Source organism: Streptomyces sp. NPDC093071 (genome assembly GCF_044754545.1).
Taxonomy (GTDB): domain Bacteria; phylum Actinomycetota; class Actinomycetes; order Streptomycetales; family Streptomycetaceae; genus Streptomyces.
This window is the reverse complement of record NZ_JBIVPH010000004.1, coordinates 528,427-544,001: the sequence shown is the minus strand read 5'-3', so window position 1 is coordinate 544,001 and position 15,575 is coordinate 528,427. Positions and strand designations below refer to the sequence as shown.

At 72.1% G+C, this 15,575-nt stretch carries 20 protein-coding genes and 1 pseudogene; 14 read left to right on the top strand and 7 right to left on the bottom strand.

Annotated features, from left to right (window positions below):
• Positions 1-69 precede the first annotated feature (69 nt).
• Positions 70-732, bottom strand: coding sequence for a DUF4097 family beta strand repeat-containing protein (locus tag ACIQD7_RS19460; protein WP_402442944.1), 663 nt, complete (start codon positions 730-732; stop codon positions 70-72).
• Positions 733-969: 237 nt separating this feature from the next.
• On the opposite strand from ACIQD7_RS19460, the gene ACIQD7_RS19455 reads away from it, so the two are divergent.
• Complete coding sequence (locus tag ACIQD7_RS19455; RefSeq protein ID WP_402442942.1) at positions 970-1,710, top strand: helix-turn-helix domain-containing protein; 741 nt, start codon at positions 970-972, stop codon at positions 1,708-1,710.
• A gap of 106 nt (positions 1,711-1,816) precedes the next feature.
• Here the strand turns inward: ACIQD7_RS19455 and ACIQD7_RS19450 are convergent, their stop codons facing one another.
• The gene (locus ACIQD7_RS19450) at positions 1,817-2,167 is read right to left on the bottom strand and encodes a winged helix-turn-helix transcriptional regulator (protein ID WP_402442941.1); all 351 of its coding nucleotides are present in this window, start codon (positions 2,165-2,167) and stop codon (positions 1,817-1,819) included.
• 65 nt (positions 2,168-2,232) lie between these two features.
• Here ACIQD7_RS19450 and ACIQD7_RS19445 point away from each other — a divergent pair, with 65 nt between their 5' ends.
• The 3 genes from ACIQD7_RS19445 to ACIQD7_RS19435 all read left to right on the top strand — a co-directional run bounded on the left by ACIQD7_RS19445 (position 2,233) and on the right by ACIQD7_RS19435 (position 3,890).
• Entirely contained in the window at positions 2,233-3,168 is a 936-nt protein-coding gene (locus tag ACIQD7_RS19445; protein ID WP_402442939.1) for an NAD(P)-dependent oxidoreductase, read from the top strand.
• A 139-nt stretch (positions 3,169-3,307) separates the two neighbouring features.
• Entirely contained in the window at positions 3,308-3,580 is a 273-nt protein-coding gene (locus tag ACIQD7_RS19440) for a hypothetical protein (RefSeq protein WP_402442938.1), read from the top strand.
• 46 nt (positions 3,581-3,626) lie between these two features.
• Entirely contained in the window at positions 3,627-3,890 is a 264-nt protein-coding gene (locus ACIQD7_RS19435; RefSeq protein WP_402442936.1) for a hypothetical protein, read from the top strand.
• A 66-nt stretch (positions 3,891-3,956) separates the two neighbouring features.
• Here the strand turns inward: ACIQD7_RS19435 and ACIQD7_RS19430 are convergent, their stop codons facing one another.
• Positions 3,957-4,712, bottom strand: coding sequence for an SIS domain-containing protein (locus ACIQD7_RS19430; protein ID WP_121828281.1), 756 nt, complete (start codon positions 4,710-4,712; stop codon positions 3,957-3,959).
• A gap of 162 nt (positions 4,713-4,874) precedes the next feature.
• Between ACIQD7_RS19430 and ACIQD7_RS19425 the strand changes: the two genes are divergently transcribed.
• Positions 4,875-5,564, top strand: coding sequence for a metal-dependent transcriptional regulator (locus ACIQD7_RS19425; RefSeq protein WP_121828282.1), 690 nt, complete (start codon positions 4,875-4,877; stop codon positions 5,562-5,564).
• 680 nt (positions 5,565-6,244) lie between these two features.
• Positions 6,245-7,255 (top strand): alpha/beta fold hydrolase, encoded by a 1,011-nt coding sequence (locus ACIQD7_RS19420; protein WP_402442934.1) that lies wholly within the window; start codon positions 6,245-6,247, stop codon positions 7,253-7,255.
• Between the two features lie 25 nt (positions 7,256-7,280).
• On the opposite strand, the gene ACIQD7_RS19415 is transcribed toward ACIQD7_RS19420, so the two are convergent.
• The gene (locus tag ACIQD7_RS19415; RefSeq protein WP_402442932.1) at positions 7,281-7,880 is read right to left on the bottom strand and encodes a hypothetical protein; all 600 of its coding nucleotides are present in this window, start codon (positions 7,878-7,880) and stop codon (positions 7,281-7,283) included.
• A 32-nt stretch (positions 7,881-7,912) separates the two neighbouring features.
• Complete coding sequence (locus tag ACIQD7_RS19410) at positions 7,913-8,353, bottom strand: MarR family winged helix-turn-helix transcriptional regulator (protein ID WP_383401662.1); 441 nt, start codon at positions 8,351-8,353, stop codon at positions 7,913-7,915.
• A gap of 67 nt (positions 8,354-8,420) precedes the next feature.
• Here ACIQD7_RS19410 and ACIQD7_RS19405 point away from each other — a divergent pair, with 67 nt between their 5' ends.
• On the top strand, positions 8,421-8,795 hold the full coding sequence (locus ACIQD7_RS19405) for a cupin domain-containing protein (protein ID WP_402442930.1): 375 nt from the start codon (positions 8,421-8,423) through the stop codon (positions 8,793-8,795).
• Between the two features lie 139 nt (positions 8,796-8,934).
• Positions 8,935-9,399: a VOC family protein gene (locus ACIQD7_RS19400; RefSeq protein ID WP_402442928.1), complete on the top strand. Its 465-nt coding sequence runs from the start codon at positions 8,935-8,937 to the stop codon at positions 9,397-9,399.
• Positions 9,400-9,456: 57 nt separating this feature from the next.
• Here the strand turns inward: ACIQD7_RS19400 and ACIQD7_RS19395 are convergent.
• Positions 9,457-9,690 (bottom strand): annotated as a pseudogene (locus ACIQD7_RS19395) (DUF397 domain-containing protein).
• The gene (locus tag ACIQD7_RS19390) at positions 9,687-10,505 is read right to left on the bottom strand and encodes a helix-turn-helix domain-containing protein (protein ID WP_402442926.1); all 819 of its coding nucleotides are present in this window, start codon (positions 10,503-10,505) and stop codon (positions 9,687-9,689) included. Before ACIQD7_RS19390 ends, ACIQD7_RS19395 begins: the two are co-directional and overlap by 4 nt.
• A gap of 81 nt (positions 10,506-10,586) precedes the next feature.
• Here ACIQD7_RS19390 and ACIQD7_RS19385 point away from each other — a divergent pair, with 81 nt between their 5' ends.
• From ACIQD7_RS19385 to ACIQD7_RS19360, 6 genes are all read left to right on the top strand, one after another.
• Positions 10,587-10,997: a hypothetical protein gene (locus ACIQD7_RS19385; RefSeq protein WP_402442924.1), complete on the top strand. Its 411-nt coding sequence runs from the start codon at positions 10,587-10,589 to the stop codon at positions 10,995-10,997.
• Positions 10,998-11,094: 97 nt separating this feature from the next.
• The gene (locus ACIQD7_RS19380; protein WP_402442922.1) at positions 11,095-12,063 is read left to right on the top strand and encodes a hypothetical protein; all 969 of its coding nucleotides are present in this window, start codon (positions 11,095-11,097) and stop codon (positions 12,061-12,063) included.
• A gap of 125 nt (positions 12,064-12,188) precedes the next feature.
• Complete coding sequence (locus tag ACIQD7_RS19375) at positions 12,189-12,551, top strand: YciI family protein (protein WP_402442920.1); 363 nt, start codon at positions 12,189-12,191, stop codon at positions 12,549-12,551.
• Between the two features lie 5 nt (positions 12,552-12,556).
• Positions 12,557-13,801 (top strand): RNA polymerase sigma factor, encoded by a 1,245-nt coding sequence (locus ACIQD7_RS19370; RefSeq protein WP_402443294.1) that lies wholly within the window; start codon positions 12,557-12,559, stop codon positions 13,799-13,801.
• Positions 13,798-14,235, top strand: coding sequence for a GNAT family N-acetyltransferase (locus ACIQD7_RS19365; protein ID WP_402442918.1), 438 nt, complete (start codon positions 13,798-13,800; stop codon positions 14,233-14,235). Before ACIQD7_RS19370 ends, ACIQD7_RS19365 begins: the two co-directional genes overlap by 4 nt.
• Positions 14,236-14,319: 84 nt before the next feature.
• On the top strand, positions 14,320-15,540 hold the full coding sequence (locus ACIQD7_RS19360; protein WP_402442916.1) for an FG-GAP-like repeat-containing protein: 1,221 nt from the start codon (positions 14,320-14,322) through the stop codon (positions 15,538-15,540).
• Positions 15,541-15,575: the final 35 nt, after the last annotated feature.

The following is a 15,575-nucleotide window of genomic DNA, read 5'->3' as shown; positions in this document are numbered from 1 at the left end:
TCGGGAGTGGCGCGGGGTGGGGTTCGGAGGTGGCGCGGGGTGGGGACGGGGCCGGGGCAGAGGCGGGGCTCAGAGGCTGCGGGCGGTGATGTCGCCCCGGGTGGTGGTCGCGTGGACGGCGAGCACGGCGGTGCCGTCGTTCTTCAGGTCGTTGACGACGCGGCCGAGGGTGGTGCCGGCGTCCAGGGAGGCGGAGACCCCGGCGGCGGCGCCGACCGAGATGTCGCCGTCCTGGGTGCGGAGGACGACCTCGCCGCGCACGGCCTCGGTGATCCGGACGGCGCCCCGCTGGGTGCTGATCTCGGCGGGGCCGTTCAGCCGGCCGACCTCGACGTCGCCGTCGGTCGCGGTGAGGCGCACGCTCGCGGCCTCGTCGATCTTGATCCGCCGGTACGCGCCGTCGAAGACGACGTCGCCGAGCCGGCCCACGGCCCGGAACTCGGTGGCGGCCGCCGTCGCCTCGACGCGGGAGCCGACGGGCACCCGGACCGTCACCTCGACGGACCCGGAGGGGCCGAAGTTCCCCTTCTTGGCGGGGACTTCGATCCTCAGGACGCCGTCGGCGTACGCGACGCCGGTCTGCTCGGCGGCCTTCACGTCGCGGCCCTTCGAGGCGTTCGCGGGGAGGACCTCGACCACGGTGTCGGCGCGGTCGGCGGCGATGATCTGGACCCGCCCGGCGGGGATGTCGAGGACGGCGGAGATCGGGGCGGGGGTGGCGAAGGTCTGCATGGTGTTCTCCTCGTTTCGCGTTGTTTCCGATGTTGGAAAAGCTACGTTGCGTTCGAGGAGTTGGCAACGAGGAAGTTGCACCGAAAATGTATTCATGCAGCTCAAGTGCATAAAATCGTTGCACTGGAAGTGAATTTAACGCAACGTCAGGCGCTCATTGCGTTGCAATGGATTGAAGGTGAACGCTATGCTGGCATCCCAGGGGTCAGGGATTCATGGACAACGGAGGAGGCCGCGATGCCCGGAGGCAGGCTCACGCAGCAGGACCGTCAGCAGATCGCGCTGGGGCTGGCCGAAGGCCTCGCCTACGCGGAGATCGCCAGGGGCCTGGACCGTCCGACCTCGACGGTCACGCGCGAGGTGATGCGCAACGGCGGCCCCGCCGGATACCGCGCGGACCTCGCGCACCGCGCCACGGAGCAGCGCGCCCACCGGCGCAAGCCCGCCGCCCCGCCCCGGGGCGCCGCCGAGCCGGCCCCCCAGCCGCACGGACGCGACCCCGAGGCCGTGCGCGCGTACGAGGAGCTGTTCACCACCGTCATGATGCGGTCGGGCCTGTCCAAGATGATGGCCCGGGTGATGGTCGCCCTCCTCCTGACCGACACCGGCAGCCTGACGGCGTCCGAGCTCGCCCAGAGCCTCCAGGTCAGCCCGGCGACCGTCTCCAAGTCGATCGCGTTCCTGGAGAGCCAGACCCTCGTCCGCAGGGAGCGCGACGAGCGCCGCCGCGAGCGGTACGTCATCGACGCCGACGTCTGGTACCAGTCGATGGTCGCCAGCACCCGGGCCCTCACCGAGCAGGTCGACATCGCCCGGCAGGGCGTCGGCGTCCTCGGCCCCGGCACTCCGGCCGGCGCCCGCCTGGAGAACGTCGCCCGCTTCCTCGACTTCGTCGCCGAGAGCCTCGCCCGCGCCGCCGAACAGGCCCGCGAGGTCCTGTACACGAAGCCGGATACGACGCCGGACGGCGGCGCCTGAGAAGGAGGTTCGGGGGCCACACCCACTTTTTTGTGGGTACTTGTCGCCGTCCGGCGCCCGGGAGAACCTGGTGGCGGGCCCGGACGGAGAGGGGAGCGACAGGGCCTCAGGAAGCGGTCCGCGCTTCCACGAGCCGGTCGAGACGCCGGTGGCCCCAGTCCGACAAGGGGCCGAGCAGCTCGGACAGTTCGCGTCCGGGCTCCGTCAGCGAGTAGACGGTCTTCGGCGGCAGGACGTCGTGCGCCTCGCGGTGGACGAGGCCGTCCTCCGTCATCTCCCGCAGCGCCTGTGTCAGCACCTTCTCGCTGATCCCGGGGAGTCTGCGGCGCAGTTCGCCGGGCCGGTGCGGGCCGGACTCCAGCAGCCACAGCACCGACGTCTTCCACTTGCCGTCGATCACGGAGATCGCGGCCGTGACCCCGCAGACGTTCGTGTCCTGGGTCCGGCGGCGTGTCATGCGTGCCCCTCTCCTCGCGCGGTCGTCCACGTGTTCACCTCGGTAGTACGTAAGGAAGTACACCCATGCCTTCTTCCCCCGCACAGCACCCCGCCCAGAACCCCGACCCCGCCCCCGCCTCCGCCCCCGCCCGGCCCTCCGTCACGGTCCTCGGGCTCGGGCCGATGGGCCGGGCGCTGGCCGGCGCGTTCCTGGACGCCGGCGTACGGACCACCGTGTGGAACAGGACCCCGGGCCGGGAGGGGGACCTGGCCGAGCGGGGCGCGGTGCTCGCGGCGAGCGCCGGGGAGGCGGTCGCCGCGAGCGGGCTCACGGTGGTCTGCCTGGTCAACTACGACGCCACCGACGCCGTACTGCGGCGGCCGGAGGTCACGGACGCGCTCAAGGGGCGGACGGTGGCGAACCTGAGCGCCGACGTCCCGGAGCGGGCGCGCGACACCGCCCGCTGGGCGGCGGAGCACGGCGTCGCGTACCTCGACGGCGCTGTCATGACCACGACCCCGACCATCGGGACGCCCGAGGGGGTGTTCCTGTACAGCGGCCCCGAGGCGCTCTACCGCGAGCACCGGCCGGTGCTCGACGCGCTGGACGGCGTCCACACGCACCTGGGCGAGGACATCGGCCGGGCGGCCGCGTACGACGTCGCGCTGCTCGACATCTTCTGGACGTCGATGACGGGTTACGTGCACGCCCTCGCGCTCGCCCGCGCGGAGGGGGTCACGGCCCGGGAGCTGGCGCCGTTCGCGCAGGGCATCGGGGCGATCCTGCCGCCGCTGTTCCAGGAGTGGGCCGAGGACGTGGACGCCCGTACGTACTCGGGCGAGGGCAATCCGCTGACCTCGGGCCTGTCGACCATGGAGCACGTGGTGCACGCCGCCGAGGGCCACGGGCTCGACGCGAGCGTCATGCGCGCGGCGGCGGCCCTGACCCGCCGTGCCGTGGACGGGGGTCACGGCACGGACGGCTTCACCCGGGTGACGGAGCTGCTGGACCTGCGCTGACGGGGTCCGGCCCGATGTGCGGAGGCGCCGAACGGCCGAGCCCCTGATGCCGTCCGGCGGCTCCTCGATCAGGCTGGGCGGCAGGGGGCCGCCTCCGGGAGCACCGTCAGGGCTCCCGTCTGATCAGGGAGACCGTGCCATGGCCATGCTCGACAAGGCCTACATCGAGAACCACATGTCGACCGTGCACAACTACCAGTCCTTCGGGCGGAACGTGGTCGAAAGCGGCCTCCGTGAGGCGCTCACGCGGGTCGAAGGGACGCCCAAGGGCAAGGTGGAGCTCGACGCGAAGGTGATTGTCACGCCCGTTGAGATCGACGAGGGCGGTCCCGAGCCGCGCATGTGCATCCGCGTACGGATGATCGTCGGCGGCGTCGAGGTGTGGGTCCACATCTACACGGGCGAGCAGTAGCCCCATCTCCCCGGTCCCCGGCCCCCGACGAACAAGGAGCAGTGCGATGGTCATGCTGGACAAGACGTACATCGAGAGCCACATGGCGGATGTGCAGAACTACGAGTCCTTCGGTCGCAACCTGGCCGAGGCGATCCTTCTGGAGGCGCTGAAGCGGGTTGAGCACTCGCCGCAGGAGGAGGTCGAGTTCATGACGAAGATCAAGATCGAGCCGGCCGAGATCGAAGGCCCCATGCCGAGGCTGTGCATCTGGTTCACCGTGCACCTCGGAGCGGTCCCGGTGTGGGTGCACGTCAGCGCGGAGGCCTAGGGGGCGTCCGGCGGCTCCTGCCGCGCCTCCGTGCCGGTGGAAGCCCCCCCTGCGGAAGCCCTCCCGTCAGCGCCGGTAGAAGATCCGGTCGCCGTACTCCGTCATCACGCGCCCGTTCCACTCGTGCCCGCCGTCCACGTTCCCCGAGCGCAGCAGCGGCGGCTCGATGCCGCGCCGGACGAGTTCCTCGGCGGCGGCGGCCAGGGTGGCCTGCATGAGGGCGCTGGTGACGACGGTGGAGGCGGGCGCGAAGGGGGCCTCGATGCCCTCGTGCGTCAGCTCCGCGTCCCCGACGGCGATCCGGGAGTCGAGGACGACGTCGCAGTGGTCCTTGAGGTACGTCCCCGAGACGTGCCGGGACTTCGTCTCCGTCGCGTACGCCACCGAGGTGACGCCGATGACGGTGAGGCCCAGCGCGCGGGCGTTCATGGCCATCTCGACGGGCAGGGCGTTGCGCCCGGAGAGGGAGATGATGATCAGGACGTCCCCGGCCTTGACGGGCGAGGAGTCGAGGACCGCGCCCGCGAGGCCGTCGACCCGCTCCAGGGCGGAGCCGAGCGTGGCGGGCATGACGTCGACGCCGACGACGCCGGGGACGGCGAGCAGGTTCATGAGGGCCAGGCCGCCGGCCCGGTAGACGACGTCCTGCGCGGCGAGGGAGGAGTGGCCCGCGCCGAACGCGAAGAGCCGGTTGCCGTTCGCGACGGCCTCGGCGATGGCCTCTCCGGCGGCGGCGATCTCGGCGGAGTCCCCGTCGCGCACCTCCTGGAGCAGGCCGATCGCGGCGTCGAAGAACTGTCCGGCCAGCTTGCTCTCGCCCATCGCGGCGGCTCCTTCTCGTCGTGGTCGCCGATCACGGTGCGGTCTGGACCATTGCTCTGTCAATACCGCCTCGGGTACCGCGTCACCCCGGCGAGGTCCGGTTGTCCGTCCGATGCGTCAGAATTGGTGCAGGGCCAGCGCACGACTCATCGAGGGGCACGTATGTCCGGACTGATCGACACAACGGAGATGTATCTCCGCACCATCCTCGAGCTCGAAGAGGAAGGTGTGGTCCCCATGCGTGCCCGAATCGCCGAGCGGCTCGACCAGAGCGGCCCCACGGTGAGCCAGACGGTGGCCCGGATGGAGCGCGACGGCCTGGTGGCCGTGGCGAGCGACCGCCACCTGGAGCTGACCGACGAGGGCCGCCGCCTCGCCACCCGCGTGATGCGCAAGCACCGTCTCGCGGAGTGTCTGCTCGTCGACGTGATCGGCCTGGAGTGGGAGCAGGTGCACGCCGAGGCCTGCCGCTGGGAGCACGTCATGAGCGAGGCCGTGGAGCGGCGGGTCCTGGAGCTGCTGCGGCACCCGACGGAGTCGCCGTACGGGAACCCGATCCCGGGTCTGGAGGAGCTGGGCGAGAAGGCGGAGGCCGAGGCCTTCCTGGACGACTCGATGGTCTCCCTCGCGGACCTGGACGCGAGCGGCGGCAAGACGGTGGTCGTGCGCCGGATCGGCGAGCCGATCCAGACGGACGCCCAGCTGATGTACACCCTGCGGCGCGCGGGCGTGCAGCCCGGCTCCGTGGTCTCCGTCTCGGAGTCCGCGGGCGGCGTCCTGGTGGGCAGCAGCGGCGAGGCCGCCGAGCTGGACGCGGAGGTCGCGGCGCACGTCTTCGTCGCGAAGCGCTGACGCCACACCGCCGACCGGGGCCGCCCCGCCTTTGAAGGCCCGGGGCGGCTCTTTCGCGTACGCGCCCGGGTCCCGCCCCCGGACGGTCCTTCCCGGGGGAGTACGACTCCGAGGGTGACCCTTTCGCGCCCGCGCGGGCGCCACGGCTCAAGGCCCGACCCACCCACGTGCGCGGAGACCGCACGACTCCGGGACGGCCCGTCCCCGCGCGTACGCGGCTCCGGGGGCCGTCCCCGCGTACGGACGCCGCCCTTCCCGGGTACGGGGCGTACGGGCGTACGGAAAGGCCCGGGCGTGCGACTCGCGTCGGCGCCCCGGTTTACGGCGGAATGGCCACGCCCGCCCCTTCGGCGTGCCACGCTGGTGGGAGTGGGGCGCGGAGGGGGTGGGGCCATGAGGGCGGCGGACGACGTCACCGGAAACAGAGGACCCCGGCGCCCTGGGGCGCCGGGGCCTGTCCTCCCCGGTTCTGACCTGGAGCCCCGAGCTCTCAAGGTCATTCCCTTCGGACCGTTTTTCCCCGAGCGGTCCGCCTCCCGCTCAAGATCTCCCCTCGGCCGCGGGCGTCAATCCTTGAGGGCTGTCACTCGAACGAGGGGTGTTGAGTGGCAGGAGAGCATTTTCGAATGCGAGTTCGATACTCTGGCGAGGTTCGACGGAAAAGAGGGGGTGCCGGAGACATGGCGCGACGACTCGACGTCACCGGGGCCGACGGCGTCCGGCTGACGGCCTGGGACTACACGCCCGGGCCCACGGGCGACGGCACCACGGGCCGGGACGCCCCCGGCCGGAGCGTCACCGCTCAAGCGCCCGGAGGCGGCGGCACCACCGCCCTCCCCGGCATCGTCCCGCAGCCCGGCCCCGCCCAGGGCGCCGTCCCGCGCCCGGCCGGCCGCCCCGCGCCGGAGGCCCGCCGGGCCCCCGCCCCCGGCGTGTTACTCCTCCACGGACTGATGGGCCACGCCGGTCACTGGGCCCGCGCCGCGAGCCGGCTCACCGGCGGGCACAGGCTCGTCGCCCTCGACCAGCGGGGCCACGGCGGCAGCGAGAAACCCGCCGCCGGACCGTTCACGCGCGAGGCGTACGTCGCGGACGCGGCCGCCGTCGTCGAGCAGCTCGGCCTCGGCCCCGTCACCCTCGTCGGCCACTCCATGGGCGCCCTGACGGCCTGGCAGCTCGCCGCCGAGCGCCCGGACCTCGTCCGCGCCCTCGTCATCTGCGACATGCGCGCCTCCGCCCTCGGCGCGGCCTCGCAGCGGGCCTGGCAGGACTGGTTCCGGGGCTGGCCGGCGCCGTTCCCGTCCCTGGAGGCCGTCCACCGCTGGTTCGGCGACGAGGACCCCTGGGTGGAGACCCCGAATCCGGCCAGGGGCGCCTTCTTCGCCGAGGTGATGGCCGAGCACGCGGACGGCTGGCGCCCGGTGTTCGACCCGGAGCAGATGCTGACCTCCCGCGAGACCTGGGTCCACGACGCCCACTGGGACTCGCTCGCCCAGGTCCGCTGCCCGACCCTCGTCGTCCGGGGCCTGGACGGCGAACTGGGCCGCGCGGAGGCCCAGGAGATGGTCCGGGTCCTCCCCCACGGGGAGTACGCGGAGATCCCCGACGCCGGGCACCTCCTCCACTACGAGCACCCGGACGCCTGGCGCGAGGCCGTGGAGCCCTTCCTGAACGGCGTCCTCACCCCGTAGACCCGGCTCCGGCCGGAGGAAGGGCTCAGTACGCGCGGGCCAGTCGCTCCCGCGCCTTCGCCACCGCGTCCCCGAACCACGCGTCCTCCTCGTCGGCCGCCAGCCGGGCGACCGACTCGGGGGAGAGGTCGCGCCCGAAGGCGTAGGGGAACAGGCAGTCCTCGAAGCAGGAGTTCACCAGCGGGTCGTAGCCCTCCTCCTCGCAGTGGTCGAGGAAGCCCTCCGAGATCCACCAGGTCTCCCCGTCGCACCAGAAGACGCTGCTGGCCAGGTGGAGGGTCGCGCCGCTCTCCTCGTCGACGACGGTCGAGCGCGCCTCGCCGTCGTCGCGCACGAGGGCGACGAGGTCCTCGGGCACGTCCCGGTAGAACGCCTCCATGGTGGCGTAGTCGTTCCAGGCGGGGGTGGTGTCCGCGATCCCCTCGTAGGTGAGCAGCAGGGCCCGCCGGTCGGGGGTGAAGTACCAGACCGCCCACTGGCCGATGCCCTGGTCGAACGCGTAGCGCCGCGCCCCGCGCACCTCCCGGACGCAGCCGGGCCCGAGCGTCTCGCTGACGGCCGCCACGCGCCGCCGCACCTCACCGATCGGAGTGCCGCGCAGGGCCTCCCAGATGTCGTCCGCCACGGCGCAAGCCTACGAGGGCCGGTCCGTCCGGCTCACCAGGTGGGGCGGACCGGTCCCGGCGGGGTGAACCGGGCTAGGTCGGCGACGAGTTCACCGAAGCGCTCCTCGCCGAGGGCCTCCCGCCAGGGTGCGACGGCCTCCCGGGCCGCCCGGTCGGCGGCCCGCGTGGCGGCGAGCCCGGTCCCGGTCAGCGCCAGGAGCCTGGCGCGGGCGTCGCGGGGGTGCGGGCGCCGCTCCACGTACCCCTTGCGGACCAGCTCCTCGACGAGCTGGGCGGCGGCCTGCTTGGTCACCCCCAGGTGCACGGCCAGGTCGGCCGTGGTGGCGTCCCCCCGCGAGATCCGGGCGAAGGCGAAGCCGTGCGCGGGCCGCAGGTCCTCGAACCCCTCCCGGGCCACGCGGGTGTGGATCTCCTGCACCAGGTGGCCGGAGAGGGCCAGCACGAGCGAGGAGAAGGCCAGGGCGTCGTCCATGCCCTTGACTATAACTCGACAAGTTGCTTGTCTTAATAGGCAAGTAACTTGTCTACTGGAGTCCGCCATGCCCTTCATCCCCGCCGAAGACGCCGTCACCCACGAGATCCACGGCGTCCGCTTCGTCTCCTACGTCCGTACGGACACGGGCGCCCGCGACCTGGCCGCCTGGCGCGGCGAGGTCCCCGCCGGAACGACCGGCCCGGCCCATGTGATCAGCCACGAGGAGGCGTTCTACGTCCTGTCCGGCCGCCTGCGCCTCACCATCGACGGCGAAACCGCCGAACTCACCGCCGGCGACGCGGCCCTGGCCCCACCCGGCTCCGAACTGTCCGTCACCAACCCGACCGACCGCCCCGCCCACATGTGGGTCACCACCCGCCTGGGTCTCACCGCCGAACTCCCCGACGGCACGACCTTGACCCCGCCCTGGGCCCACTAGGGCGCGCCCCGTCGCCGACGCCGTCGTCACCCTCTCCGACGGCCTGGCCCTGGACCCGGCGCCCCGCGCTTGACCTCAAGTTTGGTCGAGCTTCTACGTTCACGGTCATCGGCAACCACTGACGCGAGGAGGTGGCCCCATGGCCACGCCCACCATCCCCGAGAACTACCGCACCGCCGTCGTCGCCCACATCATGCTCGACGCCGCCGCCGACGCGATCGACTTCTATAAGCGGGCGTTCGGCGCGGAGGAGCTGTTCCGCATCGACGGCGAGGACGGCGGCGTCCTGCACGCCGAGATCTCCGTCCAGGGCTCCACGCTCATGCTGGGCGACGCCGACGGCGGGCTCTTCGGCGCGCCGAAGGCCCTCGGCGGCACCACGGTGGCCCTGCACGTCTTCGTCCACGACGTGGACGCGCTCACCCGGCGGGCCGTCGAGGCCGGCGCGGAACTCGTCCGGCCCCCGGCCGACCAGTTCCACGGCGACCGCACGTCGATCGTGAAGGACCCCTTCGGCCACGTGTGGGTCCTCCTCACCCACCTGGAGGACCTGTCCCTGGACGAGCTCACCCGCCGGGTTCGGGAGCACGGCGCCGAGCGGTGAACCGCCCGGCATGACGGAGGGCCCCGCCCCGGAAGGAGCGGGGCCTTCCGTGCGCCGTCACACGCCCGAGACGAACGCGGTCCAGGCGGCCGGGGAGACCGTGAAGGAGGGGATGCCGGTGTCCTTGGAGTCGCGCACGTGCACGGTGTGCACGCAGGTGGCGACCTCGACGCAGTCGCCGCCTTGGCCGCTGCTGTAGGAGGACTTGACCTAGGTAGCGGCGACCTCGACGCAGTTGCCGCCCTGCTCGCTGCTGTAGGAGGACTTGATCCAGTGGAGGTCGGTGCTCATAGCTCTCGTGCCACCTGTTCGATGAGTTTGTAGGACTCTCCCGGGCTCAGGGCCTGCGCGCGCAGGGTTCCGAATCGCGCGAACGCATCGCCCAGCTCGGGCTGTTCAGTCAGAAAGTACCGGCCGCTCAGCCCTTCCACGTAGACCAGCTGACTTTTTCGCTCGGCCGTCTCCAGCAGGATGAACGGGCCGCTGAGCCTGGCGTGGGTCTCGCAGTCCTCCGGCATGACCTGGATTTCGACGTTGCGCAGTTGGCTGACCTCCAGGATGTGCAGGAGGTTCCTCTTGAGACACGGGCGTCCCCCGATGGGGCGTTTGAGCGCGCTCTTCTCCAGGACGAACCTGATCAGAGGGAGCGGCCTGCGGTGGAACACCTCGTGTCTGTTCATCCGTGCCGCGACCATGGCGTCCACCTCCTCGTCCTCCCAGGGAGGACTGGCGCACCCGAAGACCGCTCGCGCGTACTCCGGGGTCTGCAGCAGCCCGGGAACGAGCTGGTTCTCGTACGCCTGGATGCTGGCGGCCTTCGCCTCCTCCGCCAGGTAGTCCTCGAACCATGCGGCCATCGCACTGATCGTCACCTCCTCCGCGACGGCCAGGAGTGCACCCTGTGCACCCAGTAACCCGTCCGCGATCTCGACGAAGTCCCCTCTCGCCCGCCGCTCTCCGCGCTCGATCATGGCCACCTGGGACTTGGAGTAACCGGTCTTCAGCCCCAACGCCTCCTGCGGGATGGCCGCCCGCTCGCGGTAGAAGCGCAGGAGCGTGCCGAAGGCCTTCGCGGCCCCTGCGGTCTTCTTCTTCTCTTTGTTCACACCGGACCTCCCGAGTGCACAGTCCTGCACAACCCGACTGTGTCGCTGGTCACAGGAGACCACGGCCGGGAAGCTGGCCGCATGAATCTGCGCAAGCCGCTTGACAGCGCGCCCACTTGGGTCCCCGCGACCGGACACGCCCTCCGCCACGCGGGCGTGCACTTCGACGCCGTACGGATCGGCGGGTTCCTCGGGGAGGACGTGGCGTACCGCCTCATGGCGTTCACGGACTTCCAGGCGGGCCCGATCGTCCGGGAGGCGACGGGGGAGCGGAACCTGTACTTCCTGCTGCCGCCCCGCGCCGCCGCCGCGTACGCGTGGCCGGCGCCGACGCGGGCGCTGAGCGGCAACGGCAGGAGCGAGGCGTACGTGGGGGTCCCGGCGCTGCGCGGGACGACGTGGCCGCTGGATTGGAGGTCACGTCCGACGATCGAAGATCCGTTCGTGGAGCCGGAGTTGTTGCATCAGTTCGTTAAATCTGCTGTACGGTAAGCACATCGTCACGCTCTGTGAAAAGAGCGGCCCCCGAGGGTGCGCCAACACTCCCCGGGGGCCTTCACCTCTGGCCTCTTGAAGGAAACCACCAGAAATGTTTCGTCATGTTATCGCTCCTGTCCGTTCCTACACCAAGGCTGCGAACGAAGTCGTACGCCATCGGGGTCTGAACAGCGACGCCAAGCTCCTCCTCCTCTACGTGCAGGGCCTCCCCGAGTCCGAGGCCGACAAGCCGCTCGGGGAGCACGCGGACGAACTGGGCCTGCGGCCCCGGGAGTACCAGCGGGCGAAGAAGGCGCTGACGGCGGGCGGATTCCTGTACGAGTGGAAGGTGCAGAGGCGGGACGGTCGTTGGAGCACCCACCAGGTCCTCTCCAACGTCACCCTCACGCGTGAGGAGGCGTCGGCGGTCCGGAACGGCGCGCCGGTGCGGAAGGCGAAGGACGCGGAGGAGCCGGGTGGTGCGAAGCCGACGGCCGGTTCCGCGAGGCCCCGGGCAGTCGGTTCTCACCTTCCGGTAGAAGAAGACTGTGGGAAGACCTCTTCCCACCCACCCACCGAAGAGCCCGCCGCCGAAGAGCCCGCCGTCGAAGAGCCCGTCGCCGAAGGGACCGTCGCCGCTCCCGAAGTGGAGACGGCCGAGCGCCTGCTGCTCTCCCTCCGGCACCAGAGCCGGGACCTGCTGCTCGGCGTCCGGGAGGCCCGGGGCCTCGCCGAGATGGCGGCGGAGTGGCTGCGGCGCGGGGTGTCGGTCGGGGAGCTGCGGCACGCCCTGACGTCCCATCTGCCCGGTGACGGCGTCCGTTCGGCGGTCGGGTTCCTCCGGCACCGCCTGACGGAGAAACTCCCGCAGCGGCCGCCGGAGGCCGGGGACTCCCCGGTCGCGGGCGGGATCGTGATCTGCGAGGGGCCGGGCCGGGAGCACACCTTCCGGCAGGTGGGCGACGAGACCCGCTGCGGCTCCTGCCGCCGGGAACGGGCCCGTACGCGGACCCAACCGGTCGGCGGGCCCGTGTCCTGGCGGGACCACTTCGACAAGGTCGCCCAGGGGCTCATCGCCTGAGCCGTACCGGCGGTGCGGAAAAATTTCGAAGAAAGTCGTCGCCGGATGTAGAAGGCTCGTGTCCGGCTCCGACTGAGGGGTGACAGCGCGCCGACGGGGCGCGCGGGACCGAGGGGACACCCGGGATGAAGTACGTCGCGATGATCTACGGCAACCAGGCCAAGTGGGACTCCTTCCCGGCCGAGGCGTGGCCGGAGGCGATCGCCAGGCAGGAGGCGTTCAACAGGAAGTACCGCGAGAGCGGTGAACTCCTCGGCGCCTACGGCCTGGCCGACGCGGCCAACGCCCAGCTCGTGCGCCGCGAGGACGGCGTTCCGGCGGTCACCGACGGGCCGTACCTGGAGGCCAAGGAGTACATCGCCAGCTTCTACATGCTCGACTGCGACAGCCTGGAGCGTGCGCAGGCGATCGCCGCGGACATGCCGTTCGCGGACGTGGAGCCGGTGGAGCTGTGGCCCGTGCTGCACGAGTCCGCGGCGGACGCGTGACCTCCGTGCGCCACGCCGCCGAGGACCTGCTGCGCGAGCTGGCGCCGCAGGTCCTCGGCGCGCTCGTGCGCCGCTACGGCGTCTTCGACACGTGCGAGGACGCGGTGCAGGAGGCCCTGCTGGCCGCCGCCCTGCAGTGGCCGGAGAACGGTGTCCCGGACAATCCCCGGAGCTGGCTGGTCACCGTCGCCTCCCGCAAGTTGGTCGACCAGGTCCGCGCCGACAGCGCCCGGCGCCGACGCGAGGACGCCCTCGCGTCGGCCACTCCGCAGGCCGCGCTGCTCGGGCACGCGGCCGACGCCGTGCCCGACGCGGACCGGGACGACTCGCTGGCCCTGCTCTTCCTGTGCTGCCACCCCGCGCTGTCCCCGGCCGGCCGGATCGCGCTGACCCTGCGCGCGGTCGGCGGCCTGACCACCGCGCAGATCGCCGCGGCCTTCCTGGTGCCCGAGGCGACCATGGCCCAGCGCGTCAGCCGCGCCAAGCAGACGGTCAAGGCGTCCGGGACCTCCCTGGCCGTGCCGGAGGGGGCCGACCTCGCGGAACGGTCGGCCGAGGTGCGGCACGTGCTCTACCTGGTCTTCAACGAGGGGTACACCTCCACGGGAGGCGCCGACCTGACCGCGCCGGAGCTGTCCACCGAGGCGGTCCGGCTCACCCGGATGCTGCACCGTCTGACGCCCGACGACACCGAGACCGCCGGCCTCCTCGCGCTGATGCTGCTGACCGAGGCGCGCCGCCCCGCCCGCACCACCCCGACCGGGGAGCCGGTGCCACTGGCCGAACAGGACCGCGGCCGCTGGGACCGGCGACTCGTCGCCGAAGGGGTCGACCTGATCAGCCGGACGCTGCCGCGCGGCCGGGTCGGCCCGTACCAGCTGCAGGCCGCCGTCGCGGCCGTGCACGACGAGGCCGGGGACGCCGGCGCCACCGACTGGCCCCAGATCCTCGCCCTGTACGACCTCCTGGAGCGGTTCGGGCCGAACCCGGTGGTCACCCTCAACCGCGCGGTCGCCGTCGCCATGGTCCACGGCCCGGCGGCCGGACTCGACCTGCTCGCCGCGCTGGAGGGCGACAAGCGCATGGCCCGCCACCACCGCCTGCACGCCACCCGCGCCCACCTCCTGGAACTCCTCGGCGAACACGGGGCCGCGGCGGCCTCCTACCGCGAGGCCGCCCGCCGCACCACCAGCGCCCCCGAGCGCCGCCACCTCACCGCCCGCGCCCACCGCCTGGAGGCCCCGGCATGACGGAAGACCACCGCGAACCGGCCCTGACCGTGGGGGCCGAGGACGCCGAGCTCGGCACGTACCTGGGCGAGCGGCTCGACGCGTACAACCTCGAAGCCACCGGCACCACCCCCGACGACCTGGGCGAACTGTCCGTGAAGGTGGTGGACGCGGAAGGCGCGCTCGTGGGCGGGCTCACGGCCTCGACCTGGGGCGGGCTGCTCTCCGTGGACATGCTGTGGGTACGGGAGGACAGCCGCCACGACGGCTGGGGCAGCAGGCTCCTGCGCGCCGCCGAGACCGAGGCCCGCAGGCGCGGCTGCGACCGCGCCTGCGTCTCCTCGTACACCTTCCAGGCCCCGGCCTTCTACGAGCGGCACGGCTACGTGGAGAAGGGCCGCGTGCCCGGGGTCCCGGGCGGCGCGGAGGACGTGTACCTGTACAAGACGCTGTGACGGACCGGAGGCCGCCGGACCCCCTCCGGATTCCCGTACAACCATTCGGCCTTTCGCGAGTCTCCTCCGGGGAAAGGGGAACACATGCGCAAGACGATGAAGCGAGGACTGGCCTCCCTGCTGGGCCTCGCGACCCTGGGCGCCGTCGCCGTCACCACGGCCGCACCCGCCCAGGCCGCCGTGGGCGACTGTCCCAAGGGCTACTTCTGTGCCTGGACGCAGGAGGACGCCAGGGGCACGATGTTCAAGACGAAGACGAACATGCCCGCGCCGGGTCCGGCGGGCAGCAAGTTCCTCTCGCACATCAACCGCACGTCCCTGTACGCCTGCCTCTACGGGTCCCGGGACTACAAGGCGTACGACGGCTACTCGATCGAATCCCCCTCGAGCAACGGCTCCTGGACCACGTGGTCGCCCACCACCATCGCGTCGATCAAGTTCAGCCGGACCGAGCGGGAGTGCTCCCAGCCCTCCTACCCCTCGTGGTACGCGCAGACGGCCCCCAGGGCGGCCGGCTTCGGCGACCTGAACGGCGACCGCAGGGCCGACGTCCTCTCGCGGGACCTGGTAGGGCGGCTCTGGTTCCTGCCCGGCGACGGCTCGGGCCGGATGGTGGGTTCCGGCGGCTGGAACGCCATGGACGCCTTCGTGCGCCACGGGGACTTCAGCCGCGACGGCAGGGAGGACCTCGTCGTCCGCGAGCGCTCGACCGGCAGGCTGTGGCTGTACCCCGGCACGGGGACGGGCGCGCTCGGTGCGCGCAAACTGATCGGTTCCGGGGGCTGGAACGCGATGAACTCCCTCGTCGGAGTCGGCGACCTCACCCGCGACGGCCGTGCCGACCTGCTGGCCGTCGAGAAGTCCACCGGCAAGCTCTGGCTCTACCCCGGTACCGCCTCCGGCGGCCTCGGTGCGCGCAAGCTGATCGGCTCCGGTGGCTGGAACGCGATGAACGCCCTCGTCGGTCCCGGCGACACGAACGGCGACGGCCGCGTCGACCTGATCGCCCGGGAGAAGTCCACGGGCAGGCTCTGGTCCTACCCGGGCGCCGCCTCCGGCGGCCTCGGCGCGCGCAAGCTGATCGGCTCCGGCGGCTGGAACGCCATGGACACCTTCCTCGCGGTCGGTGACACCACCGGCGACGGCCGTCCCGACCTCTCGACCGTCACCAACGAGCGGTACGCCATCGACGGTTACCAGGGGCACCTGGGCTGGCTCGTCCGCTACCGGGGGCTCGGCACCGGCGCCTTCGCGGCCGGCGAGCGGACCGACGGCGAGTGGTGGGGCCTCAACGGCGCCTTCTGAGCCGCGGACCGAGAACGGGCCGCCCGGTGCGTACG

What these genes read in the sequence shown, in the direction of transcription:
- ACIQD7_RS19360 (WP_402442916.1), top strand. Translation starts at nt 14,320, where the DNA reads ATGCGCAAGACGATGAAGCGAGGACTGGCCTCCCTGCTGGGCCTCGCG.
- ACIQD7_RS19405 (WP_402442930.1), top strand. Translation starts at nt 8,421, where the DNA reads ATGCCCTTCATCCCCGCCGAAGACGCCGTCACCCACGAGATCCACGGC.
- ACIQD7_RS19420 (WP_402442934.1), top strand. Translation starts at nt 6,245, where the DNA reads ATGGCGCGACGACTCGACGTCACCGGGGCCGACGGCGTCCGGCTGACG.
- ACIQD7_RS19425 (WP_121828282.1), top strand. Translation starts at nt 4,875, where the DNA reads ATGTCCGGACTGATCGACACAACGGAGATGTATCTCCGCACCATCCTC.
- ACIQD7_RS19440 (WP_402442938.1), top strand. Translation starts at nt 3,308, where the DNA reads ATGGCCATGCTCGACAAGGCCTACATCGAGAACCACATGTCGACCGTG.
- ACIQD7_RS19460 (WP_402442944.1), bottom strand. Translation starts at nt 732, where the DNA reads ATGCAGACCTTCGCCACCCCCGCCCCGATCTCCGCCGTCCTCGACATC.
- ACIQD7_RS19385 (WP_402442924.1), top strand. Translation starts at nt 10,587, where the DNA reads ATGAATCTGCGCAAGCCGCTTGACAGCGCGCCCACTTGGGTCCCCGCG.
- ACIQD7_RS19455 (WP_402442942.1), top strand. Translation starts at nt 970, where the DNA reads ATGCCCGGAGGCAGGCTCACGCAGCAGGACCGTCAGCAGATCGCGCTG.
- ACIQD7_RS19435 (WP_402442936.1), top strand. Translation starts at nt 3,627, where the DNA reads ATGGTCATGCTGGACAAGACGTACATCGAGAGCCACATGGCGGATGTG.
- ACIQD7_RS19380 (WP_402442922.1), top strand. Translation starts at nt 11,095, where the DNA reads ATGTTTCGTCATGTTATCGCTCCTGTCCGTTCCTACACCAAGGCTGCG.
- ACIQD7_RS19410 (WP_383401662.1), bottom strand. Translation starts at nt 8,353, where the DNA reads ATGGACGACGCCCTGGCCTTCTCCTCGCTCGTGCTGGCCCTCTCCGGC.
- ACIQD7_RS19400 (WP_402442928.1), top strand. Translation starts at nt 8,935, where the DNA reads ATGGCCACGCCCACCATCCCCGAGAACTACCGCACCGCCGTCGTCGCC.
- ACIQD7_RS19430 (WP_121828281.1), bottom strand. Translation starts at nt 4,712, where the DNA reads ATGGGCGAGAGCAAGCTGGCCGGACAGTTCTTCGACGCCGCGATCGGC.
- ACIQD7_RS19375 (WP_402442920.1), top strand. Translation starts at nt 12,189, where the DNA reads ATGAAGTACGTCGCGATGATCTACGGCAACCAGGCCAAGTGGGACTCC.
- ACIQD7_RS19365 (WP_402442918.1), top strand. Translation starts at nt 13,798, where the DNA reads ATGACGGAAGACCACCGCGAACCGGCCCTGACCGTGGGGGCCGAGGAC.
- ACIQD7_RS19450 (WP_402442941.1), bottom strand. Translation starts at nt 2,167, where the DNA reads ATGACACGCCGCCGGACCCAGGACACGAACGTCTGCGGGGTCACGGCC.
- ACIQD7_RS19445 (WP_402442939.1), top strand. Translation starts at nt 2,233, where the DNA reads ATGCCTTCTTCCCCCGCACAGCACCCCGCCCAGAACCCCGACCCCGCC.